At 56.1% G+C, this 17787-nt stretch carries 17 protein-coding genes; all 17 read left to right on the top strand.

Translation table 11 applies throughout. The features are described 5' to 3' along the window. The first annotated feature begins 43 nt into the window (after nucleotides 1–43). The 17 genes from mnmE to ACJJU9_RS24865 all read left to right on the top strand — a co-directional run bounded on the left by mnmE (nucleotide 44) and on the right by ACJJU9_RS24865 (nucleotide 17784). Complete coding sequence (gene mnmE, locus ACJJU9_RS24945; protein ID WP_048388197.1) at nucleotides 44–1411, top strand: tRNA uridine-5-carboxymethylaminomethyl(34) synthesis GTPase MnmE; 1368 nt, start codon at nucleotides 44–46, stop codon at nucleotides 1409–1411. 180 nt (nucleotides 1412–1591) lie between these two features. Further along, nucleotides 1592–3208, top strand: a complete 1617-nt coding sequence (locus ACJJU9_RS24940; RefSeq protein WP_407729766.1) for an ABC-F family ATP-binding cassette domain-containing protein — start codon at nucleotides 1592–1594, stop codon at nucleotides 3206–3208. Nucleotides 3209–3713: 505 nt separating this feature from the next. After that, on the top strand, nucleotides 3714–5606 hold the full coding sequence (gene mnmG, locus ACJJU9_RS24935; protein ID WP_407729765.1) for a tRNA uridine-5-carboxymethylaminomethyl(34) synthesis enzyme MnmG: 1893 nt from the start codon (nucleotides 3714–3716) through the stop codon (nucleotides 5604–5606). Next, nucleotides 5603–6247, top strand: coding sequence for a 16S rRNA (guanine(527)-N(7))-methyltransferase RsmG (rsmG, locus tag ACJJU9_RS24930; protein WP_407729764.1), 645 nt, complete (start codon nucleotides 5603–5605; stop codon nucleotides 6245–6247). Before mnmG ends, rsmG begins: the two co-directional genes overlap by 4 nt. 18 nt (nucleotides 6248–6265) lie before the next feature. Next, the gene (locus ACJJU9_RS24925; protein ID WP_048373569.1) at nucleotides 6266–7057 is read left to right on the top strand and encodes a ParA family protein; all 792 of its coding nucleotides are present in this window, start codon (nucleotides 6266–6268) and stop codon (nucleotides 7055–7057) included. Between the two features lie 9 nt (nucleotides 7058–7066). Continuing rightward, the gene (locus ACJJU9_RS24920) at nucleotides 7067–7939 is read left to right on the top strand and encodes a ParB/RepB/Spo0J family partition protein (protein ID WP_048373567.1); all 873 of its coding nucleotides are present in this window, start codon (nucleotides 7067–7069) and stop codon (nucleotides 7937–7939) included. A gap of 146 nt (nucleotides 7940–8085) precedes the next feature. Beyond that, nucleotides 8086–8493, top strand: a complete 408-nt coding sequence (locus ACJJU9_RS24915) for a F0F1 ATP synthase subunit I (protein WP_048373565.1) — start codon at nucleotides 8086–8088, stop codon at nucleotides 8491–8493. 16 nt (nucleotides 8494–8509) lie between these two features. Then, entirely contained in the window at nucleotides 8510–9379 is an 870-nt protein-coding gene (atpB, locus tag ACJJU9_RS24910; RefSeq protein WP_048373563.1) for a F0F1 ATP synthase subunit A, read from the top strand. A gap of 120 nt (nucleotides 9380–9499) precedes the next feature. Next, a complete protein-coding gene (gene atpE, locus ACJJU9_RS24905) occupies nucleotides 9500–9757 on the top strand; it encodes a F0F1 ATP synthase subunit C (protein WP_002555987.1) in 258 nt (85 codons plus the stop codon). Between the two features lie 57 nt (nucleotides 9758–9814). After that, nucleotides 9815–10285, top strand: coding sequence for a F0F1 ATP synthase subunit B (locus ACJJU9_RS24900; protein ID WP_048373561.1), 471 nt, complete (start codon nucleotides 9815–9817; stop codon nucleotides 10283–10285). Between the two features lie 12 nt (nucleotides 10286–10297). Continuing rightward, nucleotides 10298–10834, top strand: a complete 537-nt coding sequence (locus ACJJU9_RS24895; RefSeq protein ID WP_048373558.1) for a F0F1 ATP synthase subunit delta — start codon at nucleotides 10298–10300, stop codon at nucleotides 10832–10834. Between the two features lie 21 nt (nucleotides 10835–10855). Beyond that, a complete protein-coding gene (gene atpA, locus ACJJU9_RS24890; protein ID WP_048373556.1) occupies nucleotides 10856–12400 on the top strand; it encodes a F0F1 ATP synthase subunit alpha in 1545 nt (514 codons plus the stop codon). 50 nt (nucleotides 12401–12450) lie between these two features. Next, nucleotides 12451–13311: a F0F1 ATP synthase subunit gamma gene (gene atpG / locus ACJJU9_RS24885; RefSeq protein WP_048373555.1), complete on the top strand. Its 861-nt coding sequence runs from the start codon at nucleotides 12451–12453 to the stop codon at nucleotides 13309–13311. 27 nt (nucleotides 13312–13338) lie between these two features. Further along, on the top strand, nucleotides 13339–14715 hold the full coding sequence (gene atpD, locus ACJJU9_RS24880) for a F0F1 ATP synthase subunit beta (protein WP_017135118.1): 1377 nt from the start codon (nucleotides 13339–13341) through the stop codon (nucleotides 14713–14715). Between the two features lie 53 nt (nucleotides 14716–14768). After that, nucleotides 14769–15188 (top strand): F0F1 ATP synthase subunit epsilon, encoded by a 420-nt coding sequence (locus tag ACJJU9_RS24875; RefSeq protein WP_371928897.1) that lies wholly within the window; start codon nucleotides 14769–14771, stop codon nucleotides 15186–15188. Between the two features lie 112 nt (nucleotides 15189–15300). Then, the gene (glmU, locus tag ACJJU9_RS24870) at nucleotides 15301–16668 is read left to right on the top strand and encodes a bifunctional UDP-N-acetylglucosamine diphosphorylase/glucosamine-1-phosphate N-acetyltransferase GlmU (RefSeq protein ID WP_123750612.1); all 1368 of its coding nucleotides are present in this window, start codon (nucleotides 15301–15303) and stop codon (nucleotides 16666–16668) included. Nucleotides 16669–17016: 348 nt separating this feature from the next. Beyond that, nucleotides 17017–17784, top strand: coding sequence for a DeoR/GlpR family DNA-binding transcription regulator (locus tag ACJJU9_RS24865; protein WP_153328710.1), 768 nt, complete (start codon nucleotides 17017–17019; stop codon nucleotides 17782–17784). Nucleotides 17785–17787: the final 3 nt, after the last annotated feature.

Here is a 17787-nt window from a genome sequence, read left to right as displayed (position 1 = left end):
GGCGTTTTGCTATCTGTCACTTTTGTTTTTGAGGCCTGTTTTTATGAGTGTTCCGGCACAAACCATTGCTGCTGTGGCAACCGCCCAAGGCCGAGGTGGTGTGGGGATCGTGCGTGTTTCCGGGCCACTCGCCCGGGCGGCGGCGCAAGCGTTCACTGAGCGCGAACTGAAACCGCGCTACGCCCATTACGGACCGTTTTACGGTGAAAACGGTGAAGTTTTGGATGAAGGCATTGCGCTGTATTTCCCGGGCCCGAACTCGTTCACCGGCGAAGATGTGCTGGAGTTGCAAGGTCACGGCGGGCCGATCGTGCTCGATATGCTGCTGCAACGCTGCATCGAACTGGGTTGCCGTCTGGCACGACCAGGCGAATTCAGTGAGCGCGCGTTTTTAAACGACAAGCTCGATCTGGCTCAGGCCGAGGCCATTGCCGACCTCATTGAAGCCAGTTCTGCACAGGCTGCGCGCAACGCATTACGGTCTTTGCAGGGTGCTTTCTCACACCGTGTGCATAACTTGACTGAGCAGCTCATCAGTTTGCGCATCTACGTCGAGGCTGCGATTGACTTCCCGGAGGAAGAAATCGACTTTCTGGCCGATGGCCACGTATTGCGCATGCTCGATAAAGTCCGCGAAGAGTTATCCACCGTTAAGCGCGAAGCCGGCCAGGGCGCCTTGCTGCGCGATGGCATGACGGTGGTGATTGCCGGTCGACCCAATGCGGGCAAGTCCAGTTTGCTCAACGCGCTGGCCGGCCGTGAAGCAGCCATTGTGACGGAGATCGCCGGTACGACCCGCGACGTGCTGCGTGAACATATCCACATCGACGGCATGCCCCTGCATGTGGTGGATACAGCAGGACTGCGGGATACCGAAGATCAGGTCGAGAAAATCGGCGTGCAGCGAGCCCTCAAAGCCATTGGTGAGGCGGATCGCGTGTTGCTGGTGGTGGATGCGACGGCACCGGAAGCGGATGACCCCTTCGCGTTGTGGCCCGAGTTTTTGGAGCAGCGCCCGGACCCGGCCAAAGTCACCTTGATTCGTAACAAGGCGGACCTCAGCGGTGAAGCGGTGAGCCTTGAAGTGAGCGCCGATGGCCATGTCACGATCAGCCTCAGCGCCCGATCGACGGACGGTCTGGATTTGCTGCGTGAGCACCTCAAGGCCTGCATGGGCTACGAGCAAACCTCTGAAAGCAGCTTCAGCGCACGTCGTCGTCACCTGGAGGCGTTGCAGCACGCCAGCGATGCCCTTGAGCATGGCCGGGCACAGCTGACGCTGGCGGGCGCCGGTGAATTGCTGGCCGAAGATTTGCGCATGGCGCAGCAATCGCTGGGCGAAATTACCGGGGCATTCAGCTCGGATGATCTGCTGGGGCGGATCTTCTCCAGCTTCTGTATCGGTAAATAATGCCCGGCAACCCGTAGGAGCGAGCTTGCCTGGCGATCTTTTGATCTGTTAAAAGGTCACGAGACAAGTTCGTCTCCTACAGGTATTAGTCCAATGCGCCATTGATGCCGCCGCGAATAGTGCGGCCAGTTCTTGATTCCCCTGCAACAGGGGGTAGATCTGTGCATCTCTGGAGTGCGTATGACCCACGCGACCTGTGTAACGCTGGAAGGCGTTTCTTATCAGCTGCCCGATGGCAGCCCGCTGTTTTCTGACCTCAACCTGCATCTCGATCAACGCCACACCGGCCTGGTGGGGCGTAATGGTGTGGGTAAAAGTGTATTGGCCCGTCTGATTGCCGGGGATATTGTTCCTACCGCTGGGCGCTGCCTGCGCACCGGGAAGGTGTATTACCTGGCGCAGCACATCACCCATGCCCCCGGTCAGACGGTCGCTGATCTGGCCGGTGTGCAATCCATCATCAACGCGCTGGAACGCATCGAACAGGGCAGTACCGCACCAGCCGACTTTGACGCGGTGGGCGAGCAGTGGAACATTCGCCAGCAGTTACTCGACCAACTGGCCCACAACAACCTCGGGCACCTCACGCCTTCAACCCCGACCTCACGGCTCAGTGGCGGCGAAGCCATGCGTGTCGCGCTGATGGGGGCGTTTATGTCAGATGCCGAGCTGCTGATTCTGGATGAGCCGACCAATCATCTGGACCGTGAGCAGCGATTGGCACTGCAGGCGCAACTCAGCCATTGGCCCAAGGCGTTGCTGGTGATCAGCCATGACCGCGAGTTGCTGGAGACGATGACGCGCATCCTCGAACTCTCAGCCTTGGGGCTGGCCAGCTACGGCAGTGGTTATTCGTTTTATGCACAGGCCAAAGCCCAGCAGCAATCGGCCGCTGAACAGCAACTGGCCCACGCCAAACTGGAACGAAACAGACAAGAACAACGGTTGCGCGAGCAGGCTGAACAGCTTGAACGCAGGCTGGCACGCGGTAACAAGTCTGCCAGTAGCCGTAATCAAGCGAAGATTTTGCTGGGCCGCCAAAAGGAGCGCAGCCAAAACAGCAGCGGCAAATTCCAGCAACATCAGCAAGCCGCGCGCGAGGCGTTGTCGGTGCGCGTCAGGCAAGCTGCCAGCCTGGTTGAAAGGCAGCAGGCTGTGTTTGTCTATGCCCCCACAACGAGCCAGCACAGCGCTGCCCACATCGCCGAGCTGGTTGAGGCACGCTTGCCGTATGGCTTCGAACCGTTGCGCACACTCAGCCTTATGCTCAGTCGGGGCCAACAAGTGGCCTTGCTCGGCCCCAATGGCTGCGGTAAATCAACGGTACTCAAGGTGTTGGCTGGACAAGTACCGATCCTGGCTGGGCAGGCGGATGTCCATGTGAAAACAGCTTATCTTGATCAACACTTGGCGTTGCTTAACCTCGAATGTTCGGTGCTGGAGCAATTGCAGGCACTCAATCGGCAACTCAGCGAGAGTGAATTGCGTACCCGGCTGGCGCAATTAGGGCTCGGCGCCGAGCAGGTGAATCGCCCCTGTGCACAACTCAGTGGGGGTGAACGGCTGAAGGCGGCAATGGCCTGTGTGTTCTATGCCGAGCAACCTGCGCAGTTGTTATTGCTCGATGAGCCCGCCAATCACCTCGATCTGGTGTCCTTGCTGGCGCTGGAAAACAGGCTCAATCAGTACACCGGCACGTTGGTTGTGACCTCACACGACGAGAGGTTTCTCGACGCTATTGGAATAACCCACAGGCTCATCGCGAGTGCCAACGGCTGGTTGATCGCCGCTGTTTGAGCGCTGCATAAGCTGCCGTTCATCACCTTTATCCCTGTTGAAGCTGCTGGCCGCTGGATGACGTGCTCATCCAGGCGGCTTTCGGCCGCCTTTTTGTTGGCCTGATAGGGGGAATTTCGTCGGATAAGCTCTGTGCATAACTGGCCTTTAGCTCAGTGGGTAAGTGGGCTTGAAAACTGAAGATAAACCCCTCTGTGGATAACGTTACCATTTACCCACAGGCTTAACGCACTTATTCACGCCCCTCATGGCCACATGACCACAGACTTTTGAATCTCTGTACAGTACGTAAAATAAGGCTCTTAGCAATCTATCCACAGAAAGGTACCGCTATAGAAATAAACATAAAAACAAAGCTTTAATAAATTTCTTCTTTATTTATTTTTCTATCTTGCCTTATCCACAAGCTGGTTAAATTTTGTGCAAAGGGTTCTTTAAGGAAGGCGAAGTCCCTATACTTCGCGGTCTATCCAAAAAACCCCTAGTAACAGGCACGAGGTGCGTGGTGAATTTCCCTTCCCGTTTTGCAGTGATCGTCATCGGTGGCGGTCACGCCGGAACCGAGGCTGCACTTGCTTCAGCACGCATGGGTGTAAAAACCCTGCTGTTGACCCACAACGTGGAAACCCTCGGGCATATGAGCTGCAACCCTGCGATCGGCGGGATTGGTAAAAGCCATCTGGTTAAAGAAATCGATGCCCTCGGCGGCGCGATGGCAACAGCAACGGATAAAAGCGGTATCCAGTTCCGCGTACTCAATGGCCGTAAAGGCCCGGCCGTGCGGGCGACTCGTGCACAGGCCGACCGCGCTATTTACAAGTCGGTCGTACGCGAAATTCTGGAAAACCAACCGAACCTGTGGATATTTCAACAAGCAGCGGATGACCTGATTGTTGAAAACGATCAAGTACGCGGTGTTGTGACCCAGATGGGCCTGCGTTTTCTGGCTGACTCGGTGGTTTTGACCACCGGTACGTTCCTGGGTGGACTTATCCACATCGGTTTGCAGAATTACTCGGGCGGACGCGCCGGTGATCCACCTTCGATTGCCCTGGCACACCGTCTGCGTGAACTGCCTTTGCGTGTCGGTCGCCTGAAAACCGGCACTCCGCCACGCATTGATGGCCGTTCGGTTGATTTCTCGGTGATGACTGAACAACCGGGTGATACGCCGATCCCGGTCATGTCGTTCATGGGCAACAAAGAACAGCACCCGACTCAAGTCAGCTGCTGGATCACCCATACCAATGCGCGCACCCATGAAATCATTGCGTCCAACCTCGATCGTTCGCCGATGTACTCAGGTGTGATTGAAGGGATTGGCCCGCGCTACTGCCCGTCGATTGAAGACAAGATTCATCGTTTTGCTGACAAGGAAAGCCATCAGGTGTTTATCGAACCGGAAGGTTTGAACACCCATGAGCTGTATCCGAACGGCATTTCGACCTCGTTGCCTTTTGATGTTCAGTTGCAACTCGTACAGTCGATTCGCGGCATGGAAAATGCCCACATCGTGCGACCTGGCTATGCCATCGAATACGATTATTTCGACCCGCGCGACCTGAAATACAGCCTCGAAACCAAGGTGATCGGCGGTTTGTTCTTTGCCGGGCAAATCAACGGCACCACCGGTTACGAAGAAGCGGGGGCACAAGGTTTGCTCGCCGGAACCAACGCAGCCTTGCTCGCACAGGGCAAAGAGACCTGGTGCCCGCGTCGCGATGAAGCCTACATCGGTGTATTGGTTGATGACCTGATTACCCTGGGGACTCAAGAACCGTACCGGATGTTTACTTCCCGCGCCGAATACCGCCTCATCCTGCGTGAAGACAACGCTGATATGCGCCTGACCGAAAAAGGTCGCGAGCTCGGTTTGGTCGATGACGCCCGTTGGGCGGCGTTCTGCACCAAGCGCGAAAGCATTGCCCTGGAAGAACAACGACTGAAAAGCACCTGGGTACGCCCGGGGACTGAGCAAGGTGAAGCGATTGCGGCCAAATTTGGCACACCGTTGACCCATGAATACAATTTGCTCAGTTTGCTGACTCGTCCGGAAATCGACTACGCCGGTCTGGTCGAAGTGACCGGTGAAGGGGCAAGCGACCCGCTGGTCGCTGAACAGGTTGAGATCAAAACCAAATACGCGGGCTACATCGACCGTCAACAGGACGAGATTGCGCGTCTTCGCGCCAGTGAAACTATCAAACTGCCTGTGGATATCGATTACACGACCATTTCCGGGTTGTCCAAAGAGATCCAAAGCAAGCTCGGTGCAACACGCCCCGAGACGCTGGGCCAGGCATCGCGGGTACCCGGTGTGACGCCGGCGGCGATTTCCCTGTTGATGATTCACCTGAAAAAACGCGGCGCTGGCCGCAAGTTGGAGCAAAACGCTTGAGTTCGCTGGTGACCGCACAACACGCTGAAGAGTTATCAACAGGTGCACGCCAACTGGGCGTCGCTTTGACCCAAACCCAGCACGAGCTACTGCTGGGCTATCTGGCCCTGTTGATAAAATGGAACAAGGCCTACAACCTCACGGCTGTGCGTAACCCGGACGAGATGGTTTCGCGTCATTTGCTCGACAGCCTGAGCGTGATGCCGTTTATCGAAAACGGTCGCTGGCTGGACGTGGGCAGCGGCGGCGGGATGCCGGGTATCCCGTTGGCGATCCTGTTTCCTGAGTCGCAAGTGACTTGCCTGGACAGCAACGGCAAGAAAACCCGCTTTCTGACCCAGGTCAAACTGGAGCTCAAGCTGGACAACCTGCAAGTTATCCACAGCCGTGTTGAAGAGTTCAAGCCTGAGCAGGCGTTCAACGGAATTGTTTCCAGGGCTTTCAGCAGCATGGAGAACTTCACCAACTGGACGCGGCACCTGGGCAACAGCGAAACACGCTGGTTGGCAATGAAGGGCGTTCATCCGGCCGATGAGCTGGTAGCATTGCCGTCTGATTTTCGTCTAGATAGCGAACACGCCTTGACCGTACCGGGTTGCCAAGGCCAACGCCATCTGCTGATACTGCGCCGAACGGCATGATTGGGAACGCAAGCAAGAATGGCTAAGGTATTCGCAATAGCGAACCAAAAAGGTGGTGTGGGTAAAACCACCACCTGTATCAACCTCGCAGCATCGCTGGTCGCGACCAAGCGGCGCGTCCTGTTGATCGATCTAGATCCACAAGGCAACGCCACCATGGGCAGCGGTGTGGATAAACATGGTCTTGAGAATTCGGTCTACGACCTGTTGATCGGTGAATGCGACCTGGCCCAGGCCATGCACATCTCCGAACACGGTGGTTACCAGCTGTTGCCGGCCAACCGTGACCTGACGGCAGCCGAAGTCGTACTGCTCGAAATGCAGATGAAAGAAAGCCGTCTACGTACAGCGCTGGCGCCGGTGCGTGAAAGCTACGATTACATCCTGATCGACTGCCCGCCGTCGTTGTCGATGCTGACCTTGAACGCCCTGGTGGCTGCCGATGGGGTAATTATCCCCATGCAGTGCGAGTACTTCGCCCTCGAAGGCTTGAGCGACCTTGTGGATAACATCAAGCGTATCGCCGAGTTGCTCAACCCGAACCTGAAAATCGAAGGCCTGCTGCGGACCATGTACGACCCGCGCCTGAGCCTGATGAACGATGTGTCGGCCCAGCTCAAGGAACACTTTGGCGAGCAGCTGTACGACACGGTGATTCCGCGAAACATTCGTCTTGCCGAGGCGCCGAGTTACGGCATGCCTGCACTGGCCTATGATAAAAATTCCCGTGGCGCGATTGCTTACCTTGCCTTGGCCGGCGAGCTGGTTCGTCGTCAACGTCGCACCTCCCGCACTGCTCAGCCAACTTAAGGATATTCCATGGCCGTCAAGAAACGAGGTCTAGGACGTGGACTGGATGCACTCCTGAGTGGTCCTACGGTCAGCTCGCTGGAAGAGCAGGCCGTCAAGGTCGATCAAAGCGAACTGCAGCATTTGCCCCTGGACCTGATCCAGCGCGGCAAATATCAGCCTCGTCGCGACATGGACCCGCAAGCGCTCGAAGAACTGGCGAACTCCATCAAGACCCAGGGCGTGATGCAGCCGATCGTGGTGCGTCCGATTGCCGGCGACCGTTTTGAGATCATTGCCGGTGAACGTCGCTGGCGCGCCAGCCAACAGGCCGGTAAAGACACCATTCCGGCGATGGTGCGTGATGTGCCGGATGAAACCGCTATCGCGATGGCGCTGATTGAAAACATTCAGCGTGAAGACCTCAATCCGATCGAAGAAGCGATTGCCTTGCAACGCTTGCAGCAAGAGTTTCAGCTGACTCAACAACAAGTGGCCGACGCTGTGGGTAAGTCCCGGGTGTCTGTGGCTAACTTGTTGCGGTTGATTTCATTGCCCGAAGTGATCAAAACCATGCTGTCCCACGGCGACCTCGAAATGGGCCATGCACGGGCCTTGCTCGGTTTGCCGGACAACAAGCAGGTTGAGGGGGCGCGACACGTTGTCGCACGTGGTCTGACCGTACGCCAGACCGAAGCCTTGGTTCGTCAGTGGTTGAGCGGTAAACAAGAGCCTGCTGAACCGGTTAAAGCCGATCCAGATATCACTCGCCTTGAGCAGCGTCTGGCCGAGCGCCTAGGCTCTGCGGTGCAGATCCGCCACGGAAAGAAGGGAAAAGGCCAATTAGTGATTGGTTACAACTCCCTTGATGAGCTTCAAGGAGTGCTTGCTCACATCCGCTGAAACATTTCCTTTGTAGCGCGCAGTCGGAAATCACTACCTGACAGTTGAATAGGGGCTTCAGCGCCCCTATACTCTGCGCGCATTTTGTCGGCACAAATTATGCCAAGTTTTAGCTTTTGGCAGCCGACCATTGAGGAGCAGTTGTGATGGAGACACGCACGCCAAACCGCTTGCCATTCCATCGCTTGGCGGTTTTTCCGGTTTTGCTGGCTCAATTTGTCGTTTTATTGCTGGCTGCTCTGGGGCTCTGGCAATGGCATGGAGTTGTAGCCGGATACTCAGGACTCTGCGGAGGCCTGATCGCTTTGCTACCCAATGTGTACTTTGCTCACAGAGCTTTCCGGTTTACCGGCGCTCGAGCAGCGCAAGCCATCGTCCGGTCGTTTTACGCTGGCGAGGCGGGCAAATTAATTTTGACGGCAGTGCTGTTCGCGCTGACGTTTGCAGGTGTGAAGCCATTGGCGCCGCTAGCTGTATTCGGCGTCTTCGTGTTGACCCAATTGGTCAGCTGGTTCGCTCCCCTGCTAATGAGAACAACACTTTCGAGACCTTAGGGCGTTTGAGGCAACCATGGCAGAAACAACCGCTTCGGGCTATATCCAGCACCACTTACAGAACCTGACCTTCGGGCAGCTACCTGATGGCGGCTGGGGCTTTGCTCACACCGTTGCAGAAGCTAAAGCAATGGGCTTTTGGTCATTCCACGTCGATACCCTCGGCTGGTCTGTATTCGTAGGCTTGCTGTTTATCTTCATTTTCCGCATGGCGGCCAAGAAGGCAACTTCCGGTCAACCAGGCGCACTGCAGAACTTCGTTGAAGTACTGGTGGAATTCGTTGATGGCAGCGTAAAAGACAGCTTCCATGGCCGTAGCGCCGTGATTGCTCCGTTGGCGCTGACAATTTTCGTCTGGGTATTCCTGATGAACGTCATCGACCTGATCCCGGTTGACTGGATTCCTCAGTTGGCCATCCTGATCACTGGCGATGAGCACTTCCCGTTCCGTGCCGTACCGACGACCGATCCTAACGCTACCCTGGGCATGGCCCTGTCGGTATTCGCGTTGATCATCTTCTACAGCATCAAAATCAAGGGCATCGGCGGTTTTATCGGCGAACTGACCCTGCACCCGTTCGGCAGCAAGAACATCCTGGTTCAAGCGCTGCTGATTCCGGTGAACTTCCTGCTCGAATTCGTGACGCTGGTTGCCAAGCCAATCTCGCTGGCACTGCGTCTGTTCGGCAACATGTACGCTGGCGAACTGGTATTTATCCTGATCGCCGTAATGTTCGGCAGCGGCCTGCTTTGGCTTAGCGGTCTGGGCGTGGTGCTGCAATGGGCGTGGGCTGTATTCCACATCCTGATCATCACCTTGCAAGCGTTCATCTTCATGATGTTGACCATCGTTTACTTGTCGATGGCGCACGAAGAGAACCACTAAGACCCGTTTCGGCGAGTCTGGTGCCCCTCCCGTTCCGGCGGGAGGGTGTAGCAAATTGATTTTGTTTTACCGCTTTAATCTAAAAACCTAAACCATACGACGTAAAAGTCGGGAGGAAAGATGGAAACTGTAGTTGGTCTAACCGCTATCGCTGTTGCACTGTTGATCGGCCTGGGTGCACTGGGTACCGCAATTGGTTTCGGCCTGTTGGGCGGCAAGTTCCTGGAAGGCGCTGCGCGTCAACCAGAAATGGTTCCAATGCTGCAAGTTAAAATGTTCATCGTTGCCGGTCTGCTCGACGCCGTAACCATGATCGGTGTTGGTATCGCACTGTTCTTCACTTTCGCGAACCCTTTCGTTGGTCAACTCGCTGGCTAATCACTCGAATTTTCGAGTTGATTAGAGTGATGGACAACGAACGAGCGAGGTGTTGGCGTGAACATTAATGCAACCCTGATTGGCCAGTCCGTTGCGTTCTTCATTTTTGTACTGTTTTGCATGAAGTTCGTGTGGCCTCCGGTCATCGCGGCATTGCAAGAACGTCAGAAGAAGATTGCGGCTGGACTGGACGCTGCTAACCGAGCAGCTCGTGACCTGGAGTTGGCCCAAGATAAAGCGGGTCAACAACTGCGCGAAGCTAAGGCTCAAGCAGCTGAAATCATTGAGCAAGCCAAGAAACGCGGTACTCAGATCGTAGACGAAGCCCGTGAACAGGCTCGCGTTGAAGCTGACCGTGTGAAGGCTCAGGCTCAGGCCGAGATCGAACAGGAACTGAACAGCGTCAAAGACGCCCTGCGCGCCCAATTGGGTGGCTTGGCTGTTGAAGGCGCAGAGAAGATCCTGGGTGCCACAATCGATCAAAACGCGCACGCGGAGCTGGTTAATAAACTGGCTGCTGAAATTTAAGCGAGGGCGATCATGGCAGAATTGACCACGTTGGCCCGACCTTACGCTAAGGCAGCCTTCGAGCACGCCCAGGCCCACCAGCAACTGGCCTCTTGGTCAGCCATGCTCGGCCTGGCTGCAGCGGTGTCGCAAGACGACACGATGCAGCGCGTGCTCAAGGCCCCGCGACTGACGAGCGCAGAAAAGGCCGCCACGTTTATTGACGTGTGCGGCGACAAGTTTGATGTGAAAGTGCAGAACTTCATCCACGTCGTTGCAGAAAACGACCGTCTCCTGCTTTTGCCGGAGATCGCCGCTCTGTTTGACCTGTACAAGGCCGAGCAAGAGAAGTCGGTAGATGTTGAAGTGACCAGTGCTTTCGCATTGAACCAAGAACAGCAAGACAAACTCGCCAAGGTTCTCAGTGCACGACTCGACCGGGAAGTGCGCCTGCAAGTTGCGGAAGACAAGTCCCTCATTGGGGGCATTGTCATTCGCGCCGGCGACCTGGTTATCGATGGCTCGATTCGCGGCAAACTCGCGAATCTTGCCGAAGCATTGAAATCTTGAGTTTGAAGGGGCAGCAGAGCAATGCAGCAACTCAATCCTTCCGAAATAAGTGAAATTATCAAGGGCCGCATCGACAAGCTCGATGTGACCTCCCAAGCCCGTAACGAAGGCACTGTCGTCAGCGTATCTGACGGTATCGTGCGGATTCACGGTCTGGCCGACGTAATGTCCGGCGAGATGATCGAGTTTCCGGGCGGCGTCTTCGGTATGGCCCTCAACCTGGAGCAAGACTCCGTAGGTGCCGTAATTTTGGGCGCTTACCAGTCTCTGGCTGAAGGCATGAGCGCCAAGTGCACCGGCCGCATCCTGGAAGTTCCTGTTGGTAAGGAACTGCTGGGTCGCGTAGTCGACGCACTGGGTAACCCAGTTGACGGCAAAGGTCCTCTGGGCAACACCGAGACCGACGCGGTCGAGAAAGTTGCTCCAGGCGTGATCTGGCGTAAGTCGGTAGACCAGCCTGTACAGACTGGCTACAAGGCTGTCGATGCCATGATCCCTGTCGGCCGTGGCCAGCGTGAGCTGATCATCGGTGACCGTCAGATCGGTAAAACCGCTCTGGCGATCGACGCGATCATCAACCAGAAAGACAGCGGCATTTTCTGCGTCTACGTAGCTATCGGTCAGAAGCAATCGACCATCGCTAACGTGGTTCGCAAGCTGGAAGAAAACGGCGCACTGAAAAACACGATCATCGTGGCTGCCAGTGCTTCTGAATCGCCTGCGCTGCAATACCTGGCTCCTTACGCCGGTTGCACCATGGGTGAGTTCTTCCGCGACCGCGGTGAAGACGCGCTGATCGTTTATGACGATCTGTCCAAGCAAGCAGTGGCTTACCGCCAGATTTCCCTGCTGCTGCGCCGTCCACCAGGCCGTGAAGCTTATCCAGGCGACGTGTTCTATCTCCACTCCCGTCTGCTGGAGCGCGCATCCCGCGTTTCGGAAGATTACGTAGAGAAGTTCACCAATGGCGCAGTGACCGGCAAAACCGGTTCCCTGACCGCATTGCCGATCATCGAAACTCAAGCTGGCGACGTTTCCGCGTTCGTTCCGACCAACGTGATTTCCATCACCGACGGTCAGATCTTCCTGGAATCGGCCATGTTCAACTCGGGCATCCGCCCTGCAGTGAACGCCGGTGTTTCGGTATCCCGTGTGGGTGGTGCCGCTCAGACCAAGATCATCAAGAAGCTCTCCGGTGGTATCCGTACCGCTCTGGCTCAGTACCGTGAACTGGCAGCATTCGCCCAGTTCGCTTCTGACCTGGACGAAGCGACCCGTAAGCAACTTGAGCATGGTCAGCGCGTTACCGAGCTGATGAAGCAGAAGCAATACGCCCCAATGTCGATCGCTGACATGGCGTTGTCGCTGTATGCCGCTGAGCGTGGGTTCCTGACTGACGTCGAAATCGCCAAGGTCGGCAGCTTTGAACAAGCGCTGATTGCTTACTTCAACCGCGATCACGCCGACTTGTTGGCCAAGATCAACGTGAAGGGTGACTTCAATGACGAAATCGACGCTGGCCTGAAAGCCGGTATCGAGAAGTTCAAGGCCACCCAAACCTGGTAAGCCGCAGCGGGAGCCGCAAGGCTCCCGCTTGCTAACCTGATAGGTGTTACATGGCAGGCGCAAAAGAGATTCGCAGTAAGATTGCGAGCATCAAAAGCACGCAAAAAATTACCAGCGCCATGGAAAAAGTGGCGGTCAGCAAAATGCGCAAGGCACAAATGCGCATGGCTGCTAGCCGTCCTTATGCGGAGCGCATCCGCCAGGTTATTGGGCATTTGGCCAACGCCAACCCGGAATACCGCCACCCGTTCATGATCGACCGCGCAGTTAAGCGTGTGGGTTATGTGGTTGTGAGCAGTGACCGTGGTTTGTGCGGTGGTTTGAATACCAACCTGTTCAAGGCCCTGGTCAAGGACATGGCGGTAAACCGCGATAACGGCGTCGAGATTGATCTGTGTGTTGTTGGTAGCAAGGGTGCGGCCTTTTTCCGTAACTTCGGCGGTAACGTCGTTGCAGCTATCAGCCACCTGGGTGAAGAGCCGTCGATCAATGATCTGATCGGCAGTGTGAAGGTGATGCTGGATGCGTACCTGGAAGGCCGGATTGACCGCCTGTCCGTGGTATCCAACAAGTTCATCAACACCATGACCCAGCAGCCAACCGTGGAGCAATTGATTCCACTGGTGGCGACCCCGGATCAGGAACTCAAGCACCACTGGGACTACCTCTACGAACCAGACGCCAAAGAGCTGCTTGACGGCTTGATGGTGCGTTACGTGGAGTCGCAGGTGTACCAGGCGGTGGTCGAGAACAACGCAGCTGAACAAGCGGCGCGGATGATCGCGATGAAAAACGCTACCGATAACGCCGGTGATCTGATCAGCGATTTGCAGCTGGTCTACAACAAGGCGCGTCAGGCTGCGATCACCCAAGAGATCTCGGAAATCGTCGGCGGCGCTGCCGCGGTTTAACGGTTCAAATATTCAGAGGATCCAGCTATGAGTAGCGGACGTATCGTTCAAATCATCGGCGCCGTTATCGACGTGGAATTTCCACGCGACAGCGTACCGAGCATCTACAACGCGCTGAAAGTACAAGGCGCGGAAACTACTCTGGAAGTTCAGCAGCAGCTGGGCGACGGCGTAGTTCGTACCATTGCGATGGGTTCCACCGAAGGCTTGAAGCGCGGTCTGGACGTAGTCGACACTGGCGCAGCCATCTCCGTACCGGTCGGTAAAGCGACCCTGGGCCGGATCATGGACGTACTGGGTAACCCGATTGACGAAGCTGGCCCGATCGACACCGAAGAGCGTTGGGGCATTCACCGTCCAGCACCTTCGTTCGCCGAACAAGCTGGCGGCAACGATCTGCTGGAAACAGGCATCAAGGTTATCGACCTGGTTTGCCCGTTCGCCAAAGGCGGTAAAGTAGGTCTGTTCGGTGGTGCCGGTGTAGGCAAAACCGTAAACATGATGGAACTGATCCGTAACATCGCCATCGAGCACAGCGGTTATTCCGTGTTCGCCGGTGTGGGTGAGCGTACTCGTGAGGGTAACGACTTCTACCACGAGATGAAGGATTCCAACGTACTGGACAAAGTAGCGCTGGTTTACGGTCAGATGAACGAGCCGCCGGGTAACCGTCTGCGCGTAGCACTGACTGGCCTGACCATGGCTGAGAAGTTCCGTGACGAAGGTAACGACGTTCTGTTGTTCGTCGACAACATCTACCGTTACACACTGGCCGGTACTGAAGTATCCGCACTGCTGGGCCGTATGCCTTCGGCAGTAGGTTACCAGCCGACCCTGGCTGAAGAGATGGGCGTTCTGCAAGAACGTATCACTTCGACCAAGGAAGGTTCGATCACTTCGATCCAAGCGGTATACGTACCTGCGGATGACTTGACCGACCCGTCGCCAGCGACCACCTTCGCCCACTTGGACGCCACCGTCGTACTGTCCCGTGACATCGCTTCCCTGGGTATCTACCCAGCGGTCGATCCACTCGACTCGACTTCGCGCCAGCTGGACCCGAACGTGATCGGCCAGGAGCACTACGACACCGCTCGCGGCGTTCAGTACGTGCTGCAGCGTTACAAAGAACTGAAGGACATCATTGCGATCCTGGGTATGGACGAGCTGTCGGAAGCCGACAAGCAGTTGGTAAACCGTGCTCGTAAGATCCAGCGCTTCTTGTCGCAGCCGTTCTTCGTGGCTGAAGTCTTCACCGGTGCTTCGGGTAAATACGTTTCCCTGAAAGACACCATTGCTGGCTTCAAAGGCATCCTCAACGGTGACTACGACCACCTGCCAGAACAAGCGTTCTACATGGTTGGCGGCATCGAAGAAGCGATCGAGAAAGCCAAGAAACTGTAATTCGGGCGCCCGGAAACGGGCGCTAATCAGGTTGAGGCAATCAGATGGCTAATATGACAGTCCATTGCGATATCGTCAGCGCGGAAGGAGAAATCTTTTCCGGTCTGGTTGAGATGGTGATTGCGCACGGTGCACTGGGTGATCTTGGTATCGCTCTGGGTCACGCTCCGCTGATCACCAGTCTGAACCCAGGTCCGATCCGCCTGATCAAACAGGGTGGCGAAGCCGAGGTGTTTTACATCTCTGGTGGTTTCCTCGAGGTTCAGCCGAACATGGTCAAGGTGCTTGCCGACACCGTGCAACGTGCTGCCGACCTGGATGAAGCCTCTGCTCAGGAAGCCGTTAAGGCTGCCGAGAAGGCCCTGAACGAAAAAGGCGCAGATTTCGATTACGGATCTGCTGCCGCACGTCTGGCCGAGGCTGCAGCTCAGCTGCGCACCGTCCAGCAAATCCGCAAGAAGTTCGGCAATTAAGCCGTTACTGATTGTGTGATTGATTAAAAAGGGTAGCCTCGGCTACCCTTTTTTCATTTCCGCGAACTACTTTTGGTCGCATTCGCTGACCACCCAGGATTGGTAGCCAGTCATGTCTCTCGATATCGTTATTCTCGCCGCAGGCCAGGGCACCCGCATGCGTTCCTCCCTGCCCAAGGTCCTTCACCCGGTGGCCGGCAACTCCATGCTTGGGCATGTTATCCACAGCGCCCGCCAACTTAAGCCGACCGGTATTCACGTGGTTATCGGCCATGGTGCCGAATTGGTCCGCGAGCGTCTGGCTGCTGATGACCTGAACTTTGTGCTGCAAGACAAGCAACTGGGTACCGGCCACGCCGTGGCGCAAGCCTTGCCATTTTTGACCGCCGAAAATGTGCTGGTGCTGTACGGCGATGTACCGTTGATTGAAGTCGACACCTTGCAACGCCTGCTCAAGCAAGTGAGCCCCGAGCAACTGGGCCTGCTGACCGTGAACCTGGCGGACCCGACTGGCTATGGCCGTATCGTGCGTGATGCCACCGGCAAGGTCAGCGCCATCGTTGAGCATAAAGATGCCACCGATGAGCAACGTGCCATCACCGAAGGCAACACGGGGATTCTGGCTTTGCCGACCGCACGCCTGGCTGACTGGATGAGCCGTTTGTCTAACAACAATGCCCAGGGCGAGTATTACCTGACTGACGTGATCGCCATGGCGGTTAACGATGGTTTGGTAGTGGCCACTGAGCACGCCCATGACCCGATGGAAGTGCAGGGCGCCAATGACCGTAAACAGCTCAGCGAGCTGGAACGTCATTACCAGTTGCGTGAAGGCCGTCGACTGATGGCACTGGGCGTAACCCTGCGTGACCCGGCCCGTTTTGATGTGCGCGGTGAAGTGACCGTCGGTCGCGACGTGCTGATCGACATTAACGTGATTCTTGAAGGTCGCGTGGTGATCGAAGATGACGTGGTGATTGGTCCGAACTGCGTGATCAAAGACAGCACCTTGCGCAAAGGTGCGGTGGTCAAAGCCAACAGCCACCTTGATGGTGCGGTACTGGGCGAGGGCAGCGATGCCGGTCCTTTCGCACGTTTGCGTCCGGGCAGCGTGCTCGATGCCCGCGCCCATGTGGGTAACTTTGTAGAGTTGAAAAACACCCACCTGGGTGAAGACGCCAAGTGCGGTCACCTGACTTATTTGGGCGATGCTGAAGTGGGCCCGCGCACCAACATCGGTGCGGGCACCATCACCTGCAACTACGACGGTGCCAACAAGTGGAAAACCGTGTTGGGTGCGGATGTGTTCATCGGTTCCAACAACTCGCTGGTAGCACCTGTGGATATCTCTGATGGCGCCACCACTGCGGCCGGTTCGACCATCAACCAAAACGTTGAAGCCGAGCAATTGGCTGTGGGCCGTGCCCGCCAGCGCAACATCGATGGCTGGAAACGCCCGGTGAAACAACCGAAGCCGTAAGTTAACTCCCCACTGTAGGAGCGAGCTTGCCTCGCGATCTTTTGACCCATCGAAAGATCACAGCCTTCGGTTCCTCCTACAGAACAGTTATCCACAGCTCGGATTGGTTGTTTTGTTACACATTTAAGTCATCGTATAACTGTTTTAAATCAATGACTTACACAAATCCTTATCCATCACCTGTGGATAAGGCTTTGTTTTATCTGCCATTTATCGCCCGCCAAACCCCCGCCTGGTAGGGGCGAAAGTGAGTTATTCACAAAATAATCTGCAACAAATTCTTGACGTGAATTTCGAGATCGGGTTTCATTGCTTTCGTTATCTTTCGAACCGAAACTTAGAGCCCACATGTCCAAGCGCAACACGCCCCAACGCAGACACAACATCATGGCCTTGCTCACCGAGCAGGGCGAAGTCAGTGTGGATGAATTGGCCAAGCGCTTCGAAACCTCCGAGGTCACGATTCGCAAGGATCTGGCGGCACTCGAAAGTAATGGCTTGTTACTGCGTCGTTATGGCGGCGCCATCACCATGCCGCAAGAACTGGTGAATGACGTCCCTCAGCCTGTCTCCCTCTATAAGCAAGCCATCGCTCGTGTGGCCGTCGGCCTGATTAAAGAACACGCGCGGATCATCATCGACAGCGGCAGCACCACGGCGTCGATGATTCCGCAACTGGGCCTGCAACCGGGCCTGGTGGTGATGACCAACTCCTTGCACGTGGCCAACGCGCTCAGTGAACTTGAGCACGAACCTGTGCTGTTGATGACCGGCGGCACGTGGGATCCGCACTCCGAGTCCTTTCAGGGACAGGTGGCGGAGCAAGTGTTGCGCTCTTACGACTTCGACCAATTGTTTATCGGTGCTGACGGGATCGACCTGCAGCGTGGCACAACAACTTTTAACGAGTTGTTGGGTCTGAGCCGGGTCATGGCCGATGTCGCGCGTGAAGTGATTGTGATGGTCGAGTCCGACAAGATCGGCCGCAAAATACCCAACCTGGAACTGCCTTGGGGCAGCGTCCATACCCTTATTACAGATGATCGCTTGCCCAAAGAGGCGCGCGAACAGATTCAGGCCCGGGGCATAACGCTGTTATGCGCCGCCCTCGATTAGGAG

The sequence above is a fragment of the Pseudomonas helleri genome (assembly GCF_045830615.1).
Taxonomy (GTDB): Bacteria; Pseudomonadota; Gammaproteobacteria; order Pseudomonadales; family Pseudomonadaceae; genus Aquipseudomonas; species Aquipseudomonas helleri.
This window is presented reverse-complemented; position numbering and strand designations above follow the sequence as displayed.